Source organism: Rhodovulum sp. BSW8 (assembly GCF_003314725.1).
Taxonomy (GTDB): Bacteria; Pseudomonadota; Alphaproteobacteria; order Rhodobacterales; family Rhodobacteraceae; genus Rhodovulum; species Rhodovulum visakhapatnamense.
The window spans coordinates 126,017-141,094 of sequence record NZ_QNVX01000014.1; the positions used below are offsets into that span (position 1 = coordinate 126,017).

Annotated in this window: 14 protein-coding genes and 1 pseudogene; 8 read left to right on the plus strand and 7 right to left on the minus strand. The window is 68.8% G+C overall.

Features of this window, described 5'->3' with window-relative positions; all coding sequences use genetic code 11:
* Positions 1-125: 125 nt before the first annotated feature.
* On the minus strand, positions 126-641 hold the full coding sequence (locus tag DSD19_RS10195; protein WP_075784099.1) for a DUF3576 domain-containing protein: 516 nt from the start codon (positions 639-641) through the stop codon (positions 126-128).
* Between the two features lie 305 nt (positions 642-946).
* On the opposite strand from DSD19_RS10195, the gene DSD19_RS10200 reads away from it, so the two are divergent.
* The 8 genes and pseudogenes from DSD19_RS10200 (at position 947) to DSD19_RS10235 (ending at position 8,856) form a co-directional block, all read left to right on the plus strand.
* Positions 947-2,053, plus strand: coding sequence for a porin (locus tag DSD19_RS10200; RefSeq protein ID WP_113669502.1), 1,107 nt, complete (start codon positions 947-949; stop codon positions 2,051-2,053).
* Between the two features lie 147 nt (positions 2,054-2,200).
* On the plus strand, positions 2,201-4,375 hold the full coding sequence (locus DSD19_RS10205; RefSeq protein WP_113669503.1) for a tetratricopeptide repeat-containing sulfotransferase family protein: 2,175 nt from the start codon (positions 2,201-2,203) through the stop codon (positions 4,373-4,375).
* Complete coding sequence (locus DSD19_RS10210) at positions 4,365-5,018, plus strand: YggS family pyridoxal phosphate-dependent enzyme (protein WP_113669504.1); 654 nt, start codon at positions 4,365-4,367, stop codon at positions 5,016-5,018. The genes DSD19_RS10205 and DSD19_RS10210 overlap by 11 nt, the downstream gene beginning before the upstream one ends.
* A gap of 156 nt (positions 5,019-5,174) precedes the next feature.
* A pseudogene (locus DSD19_RS10215) lies at positions 5,175-5,282 on the plus strand (GTP-binding protein); the annotation flags it as partial.
* A gap of 113 nt (positions 5,283-5,395) precedes the next feature.
* Positions 5,396-5,644: a DUF6525 family protein gene (locus DSD19_RS10220; protein WP_256359752.1), complete on the plus strand. Its 249-nt coding sequence runs from the start codon at positions 5,396-5,398 to the stop codon at positions 5,642-5,644.
* A gap of 104 nt (positions 5,645-5,748) precedes the next feature.
* Positions 5,749-6,186, plus strand: a complete 438-nt coding sequence (locus DSD19_RS10225) for a MarR family winged helix-turn-helix transcriptional regulator (RefSeq protein ID WP_113669505.1) — start codon at positions 5,749-5,751, stop codon at positions 6,184-6,186.
* Positions 6,187-6,233: 47 nt separating this feature from the next.
* The gene (locus DSD19_RS10230) at positions 6,234-7,805 is read left to right on the plus strand and encodes an MFS transporter (protein WP_243627880.1); all 1,572 of its coding nucleotides are present in this window, start codon (positions 6,234-6,236) and stop codon (positions 7,803-7,805) included.
* Between the two features lie 10 nt (positions 7,806-7,815).
* Positions 7,816-8,856: an HlyD family secretion protein gene (locus DSD19_RS10235; protein WP_113669507.1), complete on the plus strand. Its 1,041-nt coding sequence runs from the start codon at positions 7,816-7,818 to the stop codon at positions 8,854-8,856.
* Positions 8,857-8,883: 27 nt separating this feature from the next.
* On the opposite strand, the gene DSD19_RS10240 is transcribed toward DSD19_RS10235, so the two are convergent.
* The 6 genes from DSD19_RS10240 to DSD19_RS10265 are packed head-to-tail and all read right to left on the minus strand — an operon-like array spanning position 8,884 to position 15,077.
* Positions 8,884-9,858: an N-carbamoyl-D-amino-acid hydrolase gene (locus tag DSD19_RS10240; protein WP_113669508.1), complete on the minus strand. Its 975-nt coding sequence runs from the start codon at positions 9,856-9,858 to the stop codon at positions 8,884-8,886.
* Positions 9,855-11,111: a Zn-dependent hydrolase gene (locus DSD19_RS10245; RefSeq protein WP_113669509.1), complete on the minus strand. Its 1,257-nt coding sequence runs from the start codon at positions 11,109-11,111 to the stop codon at positions 9,855-9,857. Before DSD19_RS10245 ends, DSD19_RS10240 begins: the two co-directional genes overlap by 4 nt.
* Positions 11,108-12,349, minus strand: coding sequence for a diaminopropionate ammonia-lyase (locus DSD19_RS10250; protein ID WP_113669548.1), 1,242 nt, complete (start codon positions 12,347-12,349; stop codon positions 11,108-11,110). Before DSD19_RS10250 ends, DSD19_RS10245 begins: the two co-directional genes overlap by 4 nt.
* A gap of 14 nt (positions 12,350-12,363) precedes the next feature.
* The gene (locus DSD19_RS10255) at positions 12,364-13,137 is read right to left on the minus strand and encodes an ABC transporter permease (RefSeq protein ID WP_113669510.1); all 774 of its coding nucleotides are present in this window, start codon (positions 13,135-13,137) and stop codon (positions 12,364-12,366) included.
* On the minus strand, positions 13,138-13,995 hold the full coding sequence (locus DSD19_RS10260) for an ABC transporter permease (RefSeq protein WP_113669511.1): 858 nt from the start codon (positions 13,993-13,995) through the stop codon (positions 13,138-13,140).
* Positions 13,995-15,077, minus strand: a complete 1,083-nt coding sequence (locus DSD19_RS10265) for an ABC transporter ATP-binding protein (RefSeq protein WP_113669512.1) — start codon at positions 15,075-15,077, stop codon at positions 13,995-13,997. Before DSD19_RS10265 ends, DSD19_RS10260 begins: the two co-directional genes overlap by 1 nt.
* Position 15,078: the final 1 nt, after the last annotated feature.

Genomic DNA, 15,078 nt, shown 5'->3' on the forward strand with positions numbered 1-15,078 from the left:
TCGTTTGCGGGCGGTCGGTGCGGGGTACGGCGATGTCAATAGTCGCGCGGGCGCTAGGCGTCCAGAGCCGCCTGCGCCACGTGGCCGTATCAAGCCCGCACGTCCGGGCGGGCTTCGGAAGAAGGCTAGAGCCGGCTGTCGCGGACGCGAAGCTGGCGGGCGCGGGTCAGGATCGCGTCCTCGACGGCGCGCACGGTTTCCTGGCTGACGGCGCCGCCCTTCGATTGCAGCGACACCTTCAGCGACCGCGCATCGAGCGCGGGGTCCTGCACATAGACCGTGGCGCGGTAGGCCCGACCGCCGCCGGGCGGCGTGCCGTAATCGGTCGCGATCACGCCGGTAAAGGGATCGACCGACCGAATCGGCAGGAAGTTCAACACTTCCAGCGAGGCCTGCCAGAGGTATTTGTTGACCTCGACGGTCACATTGGGGTCGTCACTGTTGAACAGATCCCAGACCGACGACGACGTCTTGCGCTCGCGTTCGACTTCGGCCATCGGCGTGTTCTCGTACTGCGCATCCAGATTGGCCTGCCGCGCCTCGGGGCTGGAACTGCCGCCGAACCATCCGCCGCCGCAGCCCGAAAGACCGGCCGTTGCCACGGCGATCAGCGCCACGCGCGAGAAGCTGGAAACGGTCATTCTCACTATCCCCTTCGATCCTTTTCGGGTCTTTACCGGAGGCACGGAAAGCCGACAAGGTTTTTCCCTTTTCAAAGGCTCGTTTGCGCGCGCGTCCCGCGGCACGGCCGACAGCGGGTGCGGCAGGCTGTCCCGAGGCCCGCCGGGACAGGACCCGCTGTGTGGCATCGCTGCATCAATCGGGCGGAGCGTTCGCGGCCCCGGACCGTGTTCCTTGCAATTCAGGGGGGGAGGAGCGACACCACCAACATACTCAGTTCGGGGCTCCGGCCTGAGGTGCATCTAGAAACGAATGAGGGAAAACCATGAAAAAGGTTCTCTTCGCGACCACCGCGCTGGTTGCCTCGGCCGGCTTCGCTGCGGCTGACATCACCTTCTCGGGCTCGGCGGAAATGGGTATCGTCGGCGGCGGCAAAGACGCCCCGGGCGTCAGCTCCTTTGCCGGTAACGGCGCCGACTCCACCACCGAATTCAACAACGACTTCACCCTGACGGTCGTCGGCTCGGGCCAGACCGACAGCGGCCTGTCCTTCGGGATCTCGGTCGACTTCTCGACCGACGCCGAGCCGAACGAAAACGGCAACGTGTCGCTCGACAACGAAGCCGTGTTCATCTCGGGCGACTTCGGCACCCTGACCCTGGGTGAAATCGACGGCGCCGTCGACAAGCGCCTGACCGAAGCCCACAACGCGGTCGGCCAGTACAGCATCGGCGACGACGAAACCGTCCACGCCGGCTACCAGGGCTCGTATGGCGACGCCGCCTACGACAACCAGATCCTGCGTTACGACTACAGCTTCGGCGACTTCGGCTTCTCGGCGTCGATGGAACTGAACGACGATAATGCTACGACGACGACGTTGACTGCTCCCGCCGGTGGCGGTCCGCTCACCTCGACGACCACCCGTGCGGCCAACGACGCCGACAACGGCTACGCTCTGGCGATCAGCTACAAAGCTGACATGGGCGGCGTCGGCCTCGGCTTCGGCCTCGGCTACCAATACCTGGAAGCCGGCCTCAGCGGCTGGGCCCCGGGCAACCTTCGCGACTACGGCTTCACTCCGTGGACTGCTGGTACCGAAGTCGACATCATTGCCGCGACCGTGTCGGCCGACTTCAACAACGGCTTCAAAGCCGGGTTCGAATACTCGAACTACGATCCGAGCGGCGCTGGCAACTCGGACGTCGATCACTACGCGATCGGCCTGGGCTACACCATGGACGCGCTGTCCGTGGGCGCCAGCTATGGCAAGTTCGACACCTCGGGCGACGATGCTGACGGTTGGGCTCTGACCGCGGCCTACGATCTGGGCGGCGGTGCCGCGATCGTCGCCGGCTACAGCGACTCGGACGTCGACAACAACGACGGCGACTACGAGACCTACTCGCTCGGCGTTGCGATGTCCTTCTAAGTCCAACCGGACTTCGAATTGGGAAGAGCGGGCCTTCGGGTCCGCTCTTTTCATTTGCGGGGCGGCGTTCGGCGCCCGGCGCGAAATCGACAAGGCGGCGGCGGCGTGCTACCCCGGCCCCGACACCGCCCCGGAAGGAGTTCGACCATGCTGCCGCTGAGCCAGACCGAGACGAAGCGCCGCTTCGACGAGGCGCAGCGGCTGCAGCGCACGGGCCGGATCGAGGCGGCCGAAGCGGCCTATCGCGCGCTTCTCGACGGTCAGCCCGGACTGGCCGAGGCCGCGGTCCAGCTTGGCCGGATCGCTTTGGCACGCGGTGCCGCGGACGAGGCCGCCGCCCGGTTCGAAACGGCGCGCAAGGCCCGGCCCGCCGAGGCCGCGATCTGGCAGATGGAGGCCGAGGCGCTGGCCCGGCTTGGCGATCCCGCCCGGACCACGCGCTTTCTGAAGGCCGCGCGCAAGGCAGGGCTGCCCACGGCGCTGCTTTCGACGCTCGAGGCCCGGCTTGCCCCCGCGAAAGGCGGCCGCCCCCGCGCCCCGCTTGGGTCGGCGCCGCCGCAGGCAGCCGAGGCGGTGCTGGCCGCGTTGCGCGCGGGCCGCCCCGGCGAGGCCGAACGGCGCGCCGAGGCCCTGACCCGGGAGCATCCCGATTCGGCGGTGGCCTTTGCCCTGCTGGCCGCTGCCCGGGTCGATCAGGGCAAGACCGCCGCGGCCCGCGCGAGCTTTGAGGCGGGGCTGGCGCTGGCGCCCGACTACCCCGAATTGCGCAGTGGGCTCGGTCGGCTTCTGGTGCGGACCGGCGACGTGGCGGCGGGCGTGCGGCACCTGGAGGCCGCACTGGCGCGCGCGCCGAAGAACCCGCTGACGCTGGCCGCGCTGGGCGAGGGGCTCGCCCGGCTCGGGAGGAAGGCCGAGGCCGAGGCGGCGCTTCGCCGGGCGGTGGCGGCCGAGCCCCGTTATCTCGACGGGCATCTGGCACTGGCGCATCTGCTGATGGAGGCCGGAGACCCGGAGGCGGCCGAGAAAGTCCTCGAGGCCGCGATGGCGGCCGGGCATGACCGCGCCATTGTCCGTGTCCGCCTTGCCGAGGCGCAGGCCAAGCAGGGCCGCACCGAGACCGCGCGGGCTAGTTTCGACGGAGCGATCGCCGCCGAGCCGGGCCTGGCGCTTGCCTACAGCCTGCGCGGCATGCTGCTGCAGACCTTGGGCGAATTTGCCGCCGCAGAGGCCGATTTCCGGCAGGCCATCGCGCTGGAGCCCCGGAATGGCGAGCATTACCGGACCATGCTGGCCACCTACAAGGTGACGCCCGAGGATCCTCTGCTGGCCCGGATGGAGACGCTTTTCGCGGATCCGGCGCTGGGTGACGAAAGCCGGATGCATCTGGGATTCGCGCTGTCGCGGGCGATGGAGCAGATCAAGGCGCATGACCGGGTCTTCACCTATCTTCGGCCCGCCAACGACCTGATGCGGGCGCGCCATCCTTATGACATCGCCGAACGCCGGGCCGAGATCGACGCGGCGATGGCCGCCTTCGAGGGCACCGATTTTTCTGGGCGAAAAATCGAGGGCGCCGCGGAATACGCGCCGATCTTCGTCACCGGCATGCCCCGCTCGGGCACCACGCTGGTCGAGCAGATCGTGGCCAGCCATTCGCGGGTCACGGGCGGCGGCGAAATCGCCTATGTGGCGGCCGAGGCGATGAAACTGCTGCAGGACGGGGCCGACGGATTGCGGCCGCTCGACCGGATCGGCGATGCCGAGATCGCGGCGCTGGGCCATCGCATCGAGACGGAGTTCCGGAGCCGGTTCCCGGGCTCTGATCTGGTCAGCGACAAGTCGATCCAGACCTATATGGTGGCCGGGCTGGTCCGGCTGGCGCTGCCCCGCGCCCGGATCGTGGTCGTGCATCGCGATCCGCGCGACATCTGCCTGTCGATCTACAAGAACATGTTTGCCGAGGGCACGCACCGCTACGCGACCAAGCTGCGCGATCTGGGGCTTTACTACCGGATGTTCCTCGAGATGATCGAATTCTGGCGCAGGAAGCTGCCCGGCGGACTTTACGAGATCCGCTATGAGGACCTGATCGCCGATCCCGAAACCCAGGCCCGGGCGCTGGTCGCGGCCTGCGGTCTGGACTGGCAGGAAAATTGCCTGAATTTCCACAAGACCGAGCGCCGGGTGGCGACGCTGAGCCTCGCCCAGGTGCGGCAGCCGATCTATGCCACCTCGATGAAGGCCTGGCAGCGGCATGCCGACGAGCTGGCCGAGCTGACCGAGGCGCTGGGCGATGCAATCGGAGACGACAATGGGGCTTGAGGATATTCGCGCGCGGCTGGCAAAAGCGGAACGGGCGGCCGGGCGCGCGCCCGGGTCGGTGACGTTGATCGCCGTCTCGAAGGTGCAGCCGCTGGAGCGGGTCGAGGCGGTGCTGGAGGAGGGCCAGCGCATCTTCGGCGAGAACAAGGTGCAGGAGGCCGCGGGCAAGTGGCCGACCTTTCGCGAGCGGTTCGCAGGGGTCGAATTGCACCTGATCGGCCCGCTGCAAAGCAACAAGTCCCGGCAGGCGGTTGAGCTTTTCGATGCGATCCACTCGCTCGACCGGCTCAGGCTGGCCCGGCGGCTGGCCGATCACGCGCAGGAGCGGGGCGGCTGCCCGGATCTCTTCGTCCAGGTGAATACCGGGGAGGAGGCGCAGAAGGCTGGGGTGCTGCCCACCGAGGCGGATGCCTTTGTCGCCGAATGCCGGGGGATGGATCTGCCGGTGCGGGGGCTGATGTGCATTCCGCCGGTCGAGGAGACGCCATCCCTGCATTTCGCGCTTCTGGCGAAGATCGCGGCGCGGAACGGGCTTTTGGGCCTTTCCATGGGCATGAGCGACGATTTCGAACAGGCTGTCGCGCTGGGGGCGACGCATGTGCGCGTGGGCAGCGCGATCTTCGGCGCCCGCAGCTACAGCTGAACGGGCGGCCGATTTTTCTGCGAAAAATCGCGTCCGGCGCGGATCCGAGCCGCTGCCGACCATATCCCGACTTCGGCGCTGGCGATGGAACGGTCACTTGCCCCACCATGTATGTTATACTATATCGTATAATATAGTGTAACATCCGAGTACCAAATGGCCGACCGCCTTCCCGTAACCGTCCTTTCCGGTTTTCTCGGGGCCGGAAAGACCACGCTCCTCAACCATGTGCTAAAAACCTGTGAGGGCCGCCGGATGGCGGTGAACCGCGCCCGGATCAGGGCCCTGCTCGACCTGTGGATGGTGCCCGAGACGCGGTTCTACCCGGAAGCCTGGGCGCGGCCACCCGACCCGTTCTCGCACTGGGGCCGTCGGGCGTGACCGGCAACGCGAGCAGTCCGTTGCGGCGTAGGCGGCGGCCTTGCCCGATGGCGGCGCATGATCGCCTGCCTGCCCCGGCCCGGGCCTGGGTGGCCCGGGCGGTTTTGCCTTGGAGCGCCGCCTCGGTCGCGCGGATCTGGGCACGCGCCCTGGCCGAGACCGGGTCGGAAGCCGAAGCGCTGGCCCGCCTCGACGCGGCCGAGCGGGCGACGCTCGACCGCGAGGCGGGCGCCCTGAGGCGCTGACCTTTCCCGCTCTGTCGAGACGTCGTGAACCGTACCTGCTTGCCTCTGCCGGGCGAAACCTTATCTTCCTAATCATTAGCAGGGTAATTAAAGGCGATCCGGCGATGCAGGCCGTTCAGAAGACGTTTCTGCCCGAGGTGTTCCGGCTGGTGCGGGGGATCCGCAAGCGGTTCAATGCGCGCGCCACCGCGCTTGACATGACCTATGCGCGGGCACAGGCGTTGGTCACCATCGCCGGTTGCGAGGGGCTGACCCAGGTCGAACTGGCCGAGCGGCTGGATATCCGCACGCCCTCGATGAACCGCACCCTCGATGCGCTCGAGGCGGCGGGTCTGGTCGAACGTCGCTTCTCGGCCGAGGACAAGCGGGTGCGCTGCCTCTATCTGACGGCGGACGCCCGTCGGCAGGCGCGAGATGTCACGGAGTTCACCGACGATCTGCGGCGCGAGGTCTATCGCGGCATCGATCCCGACGAGCTTGACCAGGCGCTGGCGACGATCCGCAAGATCCAGCGGAACCTCGATGCGATGGGCGCCCGTTGAGCAAGACGCCGCCATCCGCCCCTCCCGTGCCAGAACCGACGCCTTTCGTGCCGAAACCGCTGCCGCTGGCCCTGGCCTATATCGGCGCCTCGCTTTTCATCGGCGTCTCGCAGTCGCTGGGGCAGGGCTTTCTGGCGGCCAATATCCCGACGTTGGCCGGCGAGCTTGGCGCCACCCAAAGCCAGACTTCCTGGCTGATCGTGGCCTTCATGGCCCCGCGCGCTTCGTTGCCGCTGATGCTGATCAAGATCCGGGCGCAATACGGGCTGCGCCGCTTTGCCGAAGTGTCCATCGCGCTTTATGCGGCGGTGGCGCTTCTGAGCCTGCTGACCGTCGATCTGCGCTCGGCGCTGGCGGTCGAGCTGCTGTCGGGGATCTCGGCGGCGCCCTTGTCGACGCTGGCCATCCTCTATGCGCTGGAACCGCTGCCGCAGCGGCTGAAGATGAGGCTGGGCCTGCCATGCGCGCTGACCTTCATGTCGCTCGGCATGCCGCTGGCGCGGGCGCTGAGCCCCGGGATCCTCACCGATGGCAGCTGGACCAGCATCCTGCTGCTCAAGCTCGGCATGTCGATGGTCTGCCTGTTCCTCGTCTTCCGCCTGCCGCTGCCGCATGGCGACAGGGTCCGGGTGATCCGGGGGCTCGACCTGATCTCCTTCGGACTGATCGCCGCCGCGTTCGGCGGGCTCGTCTCCTGCTTTACCACCGGCTACATCTATTGGTGGACCGCTGCGCCCTGGATCGGACCGGTGCTGGCGCTGTCGATCGCCGGGGTGGTGGCGGCGCTGGTGATCGAGCTGCATCGCAAGGCGCCGCTTCTGGACGTGCGCTGGCTGACGACGCCCGAGATCCTGCATCTCAGCGCGGCGCTGCTGGTCTTCCGGATCATCCTGTCCGAACAGACCGCCGGGGCGCCCGGCCTGTTTCAGGCGCTGGGCTACGCGCCCGAACAGATCGCGCCGCTGTTCTGGGTGATCTCGCTGGCCACCGTGGCGGGCGGCGCCGCCTGCGCGCTGGTGATGAAGATCGAGCGCGTGCCCGCGATTCATGTCGTGGCGCTTCTGCTGATCGCGGTCGGCTCGGCGCTGGAGGCCCATGCCAATTCCGATGTCAGCTCGGCCCAGCGGATGCTGAGCCAGGGCATGGTCGGCTTCGCCGCCGCGCTGTTCCTGCCGTCGGCGATGGCGGCCGGGCTGGTCAAGGCGTTCAGCAAGGGCCCGCAATATCTGCTGAGCTTCGTCATCGTCTTTCTGTCGAGCCAGATTCTTGGCGGCACGATCGGTGCGGGGCTTTACCGGACCTTCGTGGCTGCCCGGACCACCGCCCATGCGCAGTGGATCGACGCCCAGCTGCAGGTCGGCGACCCACTTGTGGCCGGGCGGCTGGCCGAGATCCGGGCGCAGCTTTCCCCCAGCGTCAGCGACCCGGGCCAGTTGCAGATCCAGGCGGTCGCCCGGCTGGCCTCGGATGTTACCCGCGAGGCGACGGTGTCCGCCTATAACGATGTCTCTGCCTTGATCTCGACGCTGGCTTTCTGCGCGCTTGCCGCGCTTCTGGGGCAAATAGCGCGCGACTGGCTGCGGGCGCGGATGGCCGGACCCGGCCCTGCCGCCAAATGAGGTTTCTTACGTGCATATCCTGAAACACCACATCCCCACCTTTCTGATCGTGCTGATCGGCCTTCTCGGCGTCGTCGTCGTTCTTTACGCGTGGCATCTGCCGCCCTTCGCCGGGGACGAAATCCGGACCGAGAACGCCTATGTGCGGGGCAATGTGGCGACACTGTCGCCCCAGATCGCGGGCTATGTGACCGAGGTGCCTGTGTCGGACTTTCAGACGGTGGCGACCGGCGACGTGCTGGTGCGGCTCGACGACCGGACCGCCCGGCAGACCCTGGCGCGGGCCGAGGCCGAACTGGCCAGCGCCCGCGCCGCGCTGAAGGCCAACGACCAGGACATCAACTCTGCCCGCGCCACGCTCGACTCGCGCAAGGCCGCGGCCGAGGCCGCCCGCGCTGCGGTCGATACCGCCCGGGCCGAATGGAACCGGCAGGACCGGCTGCGCGCAAAGGGCGTGATCTCGGCCGCCGATGCGGAAGACAGCGACCTGAGGTTGCGCCAGGCCGAGGCGGCGCTGACCGAGGCGCTGAGCGACGTGGATGTTGCCCGCGAGGATGTCGGCACCGCCAAGGTCCGCACCGATACCCTCAGCGCCCGCGTGACCGCCGAACTGGCGGCGGTCGAGCTGGCCAAGATCGACCTCGAGCATACCGTGATCCGCGCGCCCGAAAACGGCCGGCTTGGCCAGATCAACGTGCGGGTCGGGCAATACGTGACCGCGGGCAGCGCGATGATGTCGCTGGTTCCCGCCCGGATCTGGGTGATCGCCAACGTCAAGGAAACCGACCTGTCGGGCCTGCATCCGGGGCAGCCGGTGCGCTTCGAGGTCGACGCGCTGGGCCACAGGCGGTTCACGGGCACCGTGTCCCTGCTGTCGCCCGCCACCGCCTCGGAATTCAGCGTGCTCGGCAATTCGACCGCGACCGGCAATTTCACCAAGATCGCCCAGCGGCTTCCGGTCCGGATCGAGATCGACCCCGGCCAGACCGGCGAGGACCGTCTGGCGCCGGGCATGTCGGTCGTCGTTCACGCCCGGCGGGACGGCACCTGAACCCGGCCGGGGCGGGCGCCGGGCGCATCAGTCGCGCGCGAACCGGCTGGCTGTCGTGATCGCGTCGCGTTCGGCCGCCCGGGCCTCGGCGCCCTCGCAGATCGGGCCGTAATCGCCGGGCTCGCGGTGCAGCGCGAAGTTGAAGATGTTCTTGCGCAGCTCGCTGCAGCGGTCGAGGTCGATCTCGGCGGTGACAACCTCGTCGCCCCGGGTCTGCGTCATTGCCACGATCTCGCCAGTGGGGGCCACGATGCAGCTGCCACCGATCAGCTCGCAGCCCTCCTCGAACCCGGCCTTGGCGGTGCCGATCACCCAGCAGCCATTGGCATAGGCCCCCGACTGCAGGCTGAGATGGTTGTGGAAATCCTGCAGATGGTCGTGTTCGGGCGCCTGCGGATAGTGTTGCGGGGTGTTGTAGCCCAGCATGACCAGCTCGGCGCCCCGCAGCGCCAGCACCCGGAAGGTCTCGGGCCAGCGGCGGTCGTTGCACAGGCACATGCCGGCCTTGCCGCCCATGAAGTCGTAGACCGGAAAGCCCAGATCGCCATGTTCGAAATAGCGCTTTTCCAGATGCTGGAAGCGGCGCCAGTCCTCGGGATGGTAATGCCCCGGCAGGTGAACCTTGCGGTAGCGGCCCGCGATCCGGCCCTCGGGATCGACGAGGATCGAGGCGTTGAAGCGCCGCTTGAGACCGCCCTCGGTCAGCAGTTCGGCGAAGCCCAGATAAAAGCCCATGCCCAGCCGCGCCGCCGCGTCGAACAGCGGCCGGGTGTCGGCGTTCGGCATCCCGGTTTCGTAGAAGGCGTCAAGCTCGGCCTCGTCCTCGATCAGCCAGCGCGGAAAGAAGCTGGTCAGCGCCAGTTCGGGAAAGACGACAAGGCGGGCGCCGCGCCGGTGGGCCTCTTCCATCAGCGCCAGCATGCGCGCGACGGCCGAGCTGCGCGGCTCGGTCCGGGCGATGGGGCCCAACTGGGCGGCGGCGGCGACGATCTTGCGGCTCATTCGGTCTGTCCTTTCTGGTCGATCCGGCCCGCGCGGGCCAGCGCCACCTGCGCCAGCAGGCGCACGCCCGGCGCGATCTGTCCGGGCGCGGTGAATTCGCGGATGTTGTGGCTGATGCCGTCCTGCGAGGGCACGAAGATCATCGCCGAGGGGCAGCGCGGCGCGAACATCTGCGCGTCATGGCCCGCCCCCGAGGGCATGCGCCGGTGCGTCAGCCCCAGCGCCTGGGCCTCCGCCTCGACCGCGTCGACCAGCGTTGCGTCGAAGGCCACCGGTTCGAACCGGGCCAGCGTCCGGCGCGATAGCCGGCAGCCCCCGGCGGCGGCGAAGGCCTCGGCGCGCTCGAAAAGCCGGGCCTCGGCCGCCTGCAGCCGGGCCTCGTCGGTGTTGCGCAGATCGACGGTCAGCACGGCGCGTTCGGGGATCACGTTGACCAGATCGGGCGTCAGGGCGATCCGCCCGACGGTCGCGACCTGCGGCGGGCCGAATGCGTCGGCGATGGCGCGGGCCTCGGTCGCGATCCGCGCCGCCACAAGCCCCGCGTCGTGGCGCAGCGCCATCGGCGTCGTGCCCGCATGGGCGGCCTGCCCCTCGATCGTGATCTCGGTCCAGGAAATCCCCTGCACCCCGGTCACGACGCCGATGTCGAGCCCTTCGGCCTCCAGCACCGGGCCCTGCTCGATATGCAGCTCCAGATAGGTATCGGGTGCCAGCGCGCCCACCGGGTCGGGCCCGGCCGCGCCGATGGCGGCCAGCGCCTCGGCCACGCTCACCCCGTCGATACCGACCTTGGCAAGCATCTCGTCAAGATCGAGCCCGCCCTGCGCCACGCCCGATCCCATCATGTCGGGGGCGAAGCGGGCGCCTTCCTCATTGGTGAAGAAGGCCACGGCAAGGGGCTTTTCAGTCTCTGTTCCGGCCTCGATCGCGCTTTCGATGACCTCGAGCCCGCCCAGCACGCCCAGCACCCCGTCATAGAGCCCGCCGGTCGCGACCGTGTCGATATGCGATCCCATCACCACCGGCGCGCCGCCCGACCGCCCCGGCCGGATCGCCCAGCAATTGCCGATCACGTCGGTATGGACCTCCAGCCCCGCCGCGCGGAACCAGCCGGTGACCAGCGCGCGGCCCTCGGCATCCTCGACGCTCAGCGCCAGCCGCTTGCAGCCGCCGCCGGGCAGGGCGCCGATCCGGCCCAGCTCGGCGATCCGGTTCATCAGCCGGTCGAGATTTATCGTCAGGTCCGCTGTCATGCCTCGGCCCTTACCTCGGCGGCCGGGCGACCGGCCAGTTTCTCGTAAAGCGCGGGGTCGGTGTCGCCCTCGGTCCCGAAGACCAGAACCCGCGAGTCCGGCCCAAGACCCAGCGCCGCCGCGGCCTCGGGGTTGGCGGCGGCCGCCATCAGCGCGACCAACCCCGCAACGGCGGATTCGCCCGCGACGATGGCCGGATCGCCCGGCACCGGATGCGCCAGCCGCCGCATCATCGCCACCGCATCCGCGTCCGCGACCGAGACCGCGGCGAAGGCCAGCGGTTTCAGCACGTCCCAGGCCAGAAGCGAGACCTCGCCGCAGGCAAGCCCGGCCATCAGCGTGTCGAGATCGCCGGTGACGGCGGTGGGCGTTCCCGCGCGGATCGTCTCGACCCAGCAGGCGGAGGCCTCGGGATCGGCCAGGATCACCTTCGGCGCGGCCGCGCCATGGCGGCGGCGGAAATGGGCCGCTGCTGCCGCCGCGACGCCGCCGACGCCGGTTTGCACGAAGATATGGGTGGGGGGCGCCTCAAGCTGGTCGGCGGCCTCGGCCGCCATCAGTTCATAGCCCTGCATCACGTCCTTCGGGACCTCGGTATAGCCCGGATAGGAGGTGTCGGAGACCACGAACCAGCCCTCGCGGGTGGCGGTCTGTTGCGCCTCGCGGACGCTGTCGTCGTAATTTCCGGCACAGCGGCGGACCTCGGCGCCATAGGCCTCGATGGCGGCCTTGCGGCCCTCGGACACGGTCGCGTGGATGAAGATGGCACAGCGGCAGCCGAAGGTGCGCGCGCCCCAGGCGACCGACCGGCCGTGATTGCCGTCGGTCGCGCAGCAGACGGTGATGGCGGCGACGGTTGCGGCATGATCGCCCGCGAGGATCGCCTGTGCTGAGGGCTCGGCGATGCCCTCGCGGGCCGCGATCTCGCGCGCGAGAAGCCGCAGCACCGCATAGGCCCCGCCCAGCGCCTTGAAGCTGCCCAGCCCGAAGCGCCCGGCCTCGTCCTTGTAGCGAAGCCCGGCAATCCCGGCCTCGGCCGCAAGCCCGGGCAGGCTCAGCAGCGGGGTCGGCGCATAGCCGGGCCAGGCGGCGATGGTGGCGCGGGCGCGGGCGAAGGCGGCGTCGTTCAGCACGGCCTCTTGCGCGGGACCGTAGCCGGGTGCGCAATGCGGGTTCGAAACGATCTCGGTCCGGGCGCCCTGGCCCAGGGTGTTGGTGAAGGAAAGCGTCTGGGTCATGGTCCCCTGCATGGTCAGTTGAGCCGCCCCGAGCGGTGGCGGATCGCCTCGGCGATCACCACGAGGGCGATGTTGCCCAGCACGATCAGCACGGCGAGCGCGTTGAGGCTGGGGGAAAGGTCGAAGCGGAAATCCGACGCGACCAGCACCGACAGGGCTTGCTGGCGGCCCGAAAGGAAGGCGGTCAGGACGTATTCCGACGAGGACAGCACGAAGGCGATCACCCAGGCGGCCATCAGCCCGTTGCCCATCAGCGGCAGCACCACGCGGCAAAAGCTGGACCAGCCCGAGGCGCCCAGATCGGCGGCGGCCTCGATCAGGCGGCGGTCGATGCGGATCAGGACCGAGGCGACGATGACCGTGGTGAAGGGCAGGATGATGACCGACTGCCCCGCGATCACCGTCAGCAGCGACCGCGACACGCCCAGTTCCTTGAAAAGGATCAGTTGCGCCACGGCAAGGATCAGCCGCGGCACCAGGAAGGGCAGCAGCAGAAGCGCCGCGAACAGCACCCGGAAGCGGGTGGCGTAGAAGCTCAGCGCCAGCGCCGCGGCGGCCCCAAGGAGCGTGGTCAGAAGCGCCACCGGAAAGGCCACCGCCAGCGTGGTCAGAAACCCGCCGCCAAGCCGGCCGTCGCCGAGGATCTCGGCGAACCATTGGCCGGTGACGCCGGTCAGCGGAAAGGCCATGACGTCCGAGGCATTGACCGAGAACAGCGCGATCATGGCGATCGGCAGATACATGAAGCCGAAGACGAGGCAGACCCAGAGCGTACCGAGACGGGACATTCAGGCGCCCTCCGCCACGAGGCTCGACCGCCGGATCAGGACCGCGCCCGCGCCGAAGCACAGCATCAGGATCGCCAGCATCGTCCAGGCGATGGCCGAGCCCAGCGGCCAGTCGAAGGCGGTGCCGAACAGGTCGTTGATGGCCGAGATGACGGTCACCCCCGAGGCCCCGCCCAGAAGCTGCGGCGTCAGATAGTCGCCCACCACCATCACGAAGACCATCAGCCCGCCCGCGATCAGCCCGGGCGCGGTCAGCGGCAGCGTCACCCGGCGGAACCGGTCCCGTCCGGGGGCGCCCAGATCGGCCGCGGCCTCCAGCCAGGCGTCGTCGAGGCTTTCGAAGGCCAGCCACAGTCCGATCACCATGAAGGGCAGGTAATTGTAGGTCAGCGCGATATGGGTGGCGAGCGGACTGAACAGCAGCCCCTGCAACGGCGCGTCGATGGCGCCAAGCCAGATCAGGCTGCGGTTGATCGCGCCCTCGGCCCCCAGCAGCACCCGCCAGGCGAAGATGCGCAGAAGGTCTCCGGAATAAAGCGGCACCAGCAGCAGCGTCAGCAGCATGGTCTTGGCCGCGCCCGCCCGCTTGGCCAGGAACCAGGCGACGGGATAGCCGATCACGGCGGTGATCGCGGCGACCAGCAGCCCCGATCCGAAGGCCCGGGCGATCAGCCCGCGATAGGTCTCGGACTGAAGGATGCGGGCGTAGTTCTTCAGGCTCGGGTCATGCGAGATGGTGACGAAATCGACCGAGAAGAAGGAATAGGCAAAGAGGATCGCAAGCGGCGCGAGGCAAAGCGCGCCCAGCGCCGCGACCACGGGCAGGGCCAGCCAGGTTCCGGCGGATTGCGGGCGCATCAGGCGGCCTCCCGCGCGATCCAGACCCGGTCGGGGTCGAAGGACAGCCGCACCGTCTCGCCCGGGGCGGGGGGCGGCCCGACATGGGTAACCTGAAAGATCTGCCCGCCCGCCACGCATTCGAGAAGCCAGTCGGCGCCGCGATAGACCGCGTGTGTCACATGGGCGGGCGTGCCGGTTTCCCCCAGCGCCACCTTCTCGGACCGAAGACACAGCACCGCGCGCGCCCCCACGCTCAGCCCGCTCACCCCGGGCACGACATGGCGGCCCAGTGCGGTCTCGATGGCATAGCTCTTGCCGACCTGACCGAGGATGCGCCCCGGCAGGCACGAGGCGCCACCGATGAAATCGGCCACATAGGCGGTGGCGGGGCGGGCATAGATGTCGCCCGGCGCGCCCTGCTGCTCGATCCGGCCATCGCGCATCACGACGATCCGGTCCGACAGCGCAAAGGCCTCTTCCTGGTCGTGGGTCACATGCAGGAAGGTCATGCCCAGCCGCCGTTGCAGGTCCTTCAGCTCGATCTGCATGTCCTTGCGCATCCGGCGGTCGAGCGCGGACAGCGGCTCGTCCAGCAACAGAAGGCGCGGTTCGTTGACGATGGCGCGGGCCAGCGCCACGCGCTGTTGCTGGCCGCCCGACAGCTGGCGCGGCCGACGGTCGGCCATGGCCTCCATCCGGACGGTCGCCAGCGCCTCGCGGGCGCGGGCCTTGATCCGGTCTTTCGGCAGGGACCGGTAGCTGAGCCCGAAGGCCACGTTTTCCAGCACCGTCAGATGCGGGAACAGCGCGTAGCTTTGAAAGACGGTGTTGATCGGCCGCAAGTTCGCGGGCAGGTCGTCAAGCCGCGCTCCGTCCAGCATCAGGGTGCCCGAACCGATGGCTTCGAAGCCGCCGACCATGCGCAGGAGAGTGGTCTTGCCGCAGCCCGAGGGGCCCAGCAGGGTCACATAGCTTTCATGCGCCAGCGCAAGGTCGATCCCCCGCACCGCCTGAACGGACCCGTAGGACTTGTAAAGCGCGATGGCCTCCAGCAGCGGGCGCGTCCGGCGCCCGGCTGCGGTATTCTCGGCAACAGCCATT

Coding starts and splice junctions, on each gene's coding strand:
- DSD19_RS10195 (WP_075784099.1), bottom strand. CDS start 641: ATGACCGTTTCCAGCTTCTCGCGCGTGGCGCTGATCGCCGTGGCAACG.
- DSD19_RS10200 (WP_113669502.1), top strand. CDS start 947: ATGAAAAAGGTTCTCTTCGCGACCACCGCGCTGGTTGCCTCGGCCGGC.
- DSD19_RS10205 (WP_113669503.1), top strand. CDS start 2,201: ATGCTGCCGCTGAGCCAGACCGAGACGAAGCGCCGCTTCGACGAGGCG.
- DSD19_RS10210 (WP_113669504.1), top strand. CDS start 4,365: ATGGGGCTTGAGGATATTCGCGCGCGGCTGGCAAAAGCGGAACGGGCG.
- DSD19_RS10225 (WP_113669505.1), top strand. CDS start 5,749: ATGCAGGCCGTTCAGAAGACGTTTCTGCCCGAGGTGTTCCGGCTGGTG.
- DSD19_RS10240 (WP_113669508.1), bottom strand. CDS start 9,858: ATGAGCCGCAAGATCGTCGCCGCCGCCGCCCAGTTGGGCCCCATCGCC.
- DSD19_RS10245 (WP_113669509.1), bottom strand. CDS start 11,111: ATGACAGCGGACCTGACGATAAATCTCGACCGGCTGATGAACCGGATC.
- DSD19_RS10250 (WP_113669548.1), bottom strand. CDS start 12,349: ATGACCCAGACGCTTTCCTTCACCAACACCCTGGGCCAGGGCGCCCGG.
- DSD19_RS10255 (WP_113669510.1), bottom strand. CDS start 13,137: ATGTCCCGTCTCGGTACGCTCTGGGTCTGCCTCGTCTTCGGCTTCATG.
- DSD19_RS10260 (WP_113669511.1), bottom strand. CDS start 13,995: ATGCGCCCGCAATCCGCCGGAACCTGGCTGGCCCTGCCCGTGGTCGCG.
- DSD19_RS10265 (WP_113669512.1), bottom strand. CDS start 15,077: ATGGCTGTTGCCGAGAATACCGCAGCCGGGCGCCGGACGCGCCCGCTG.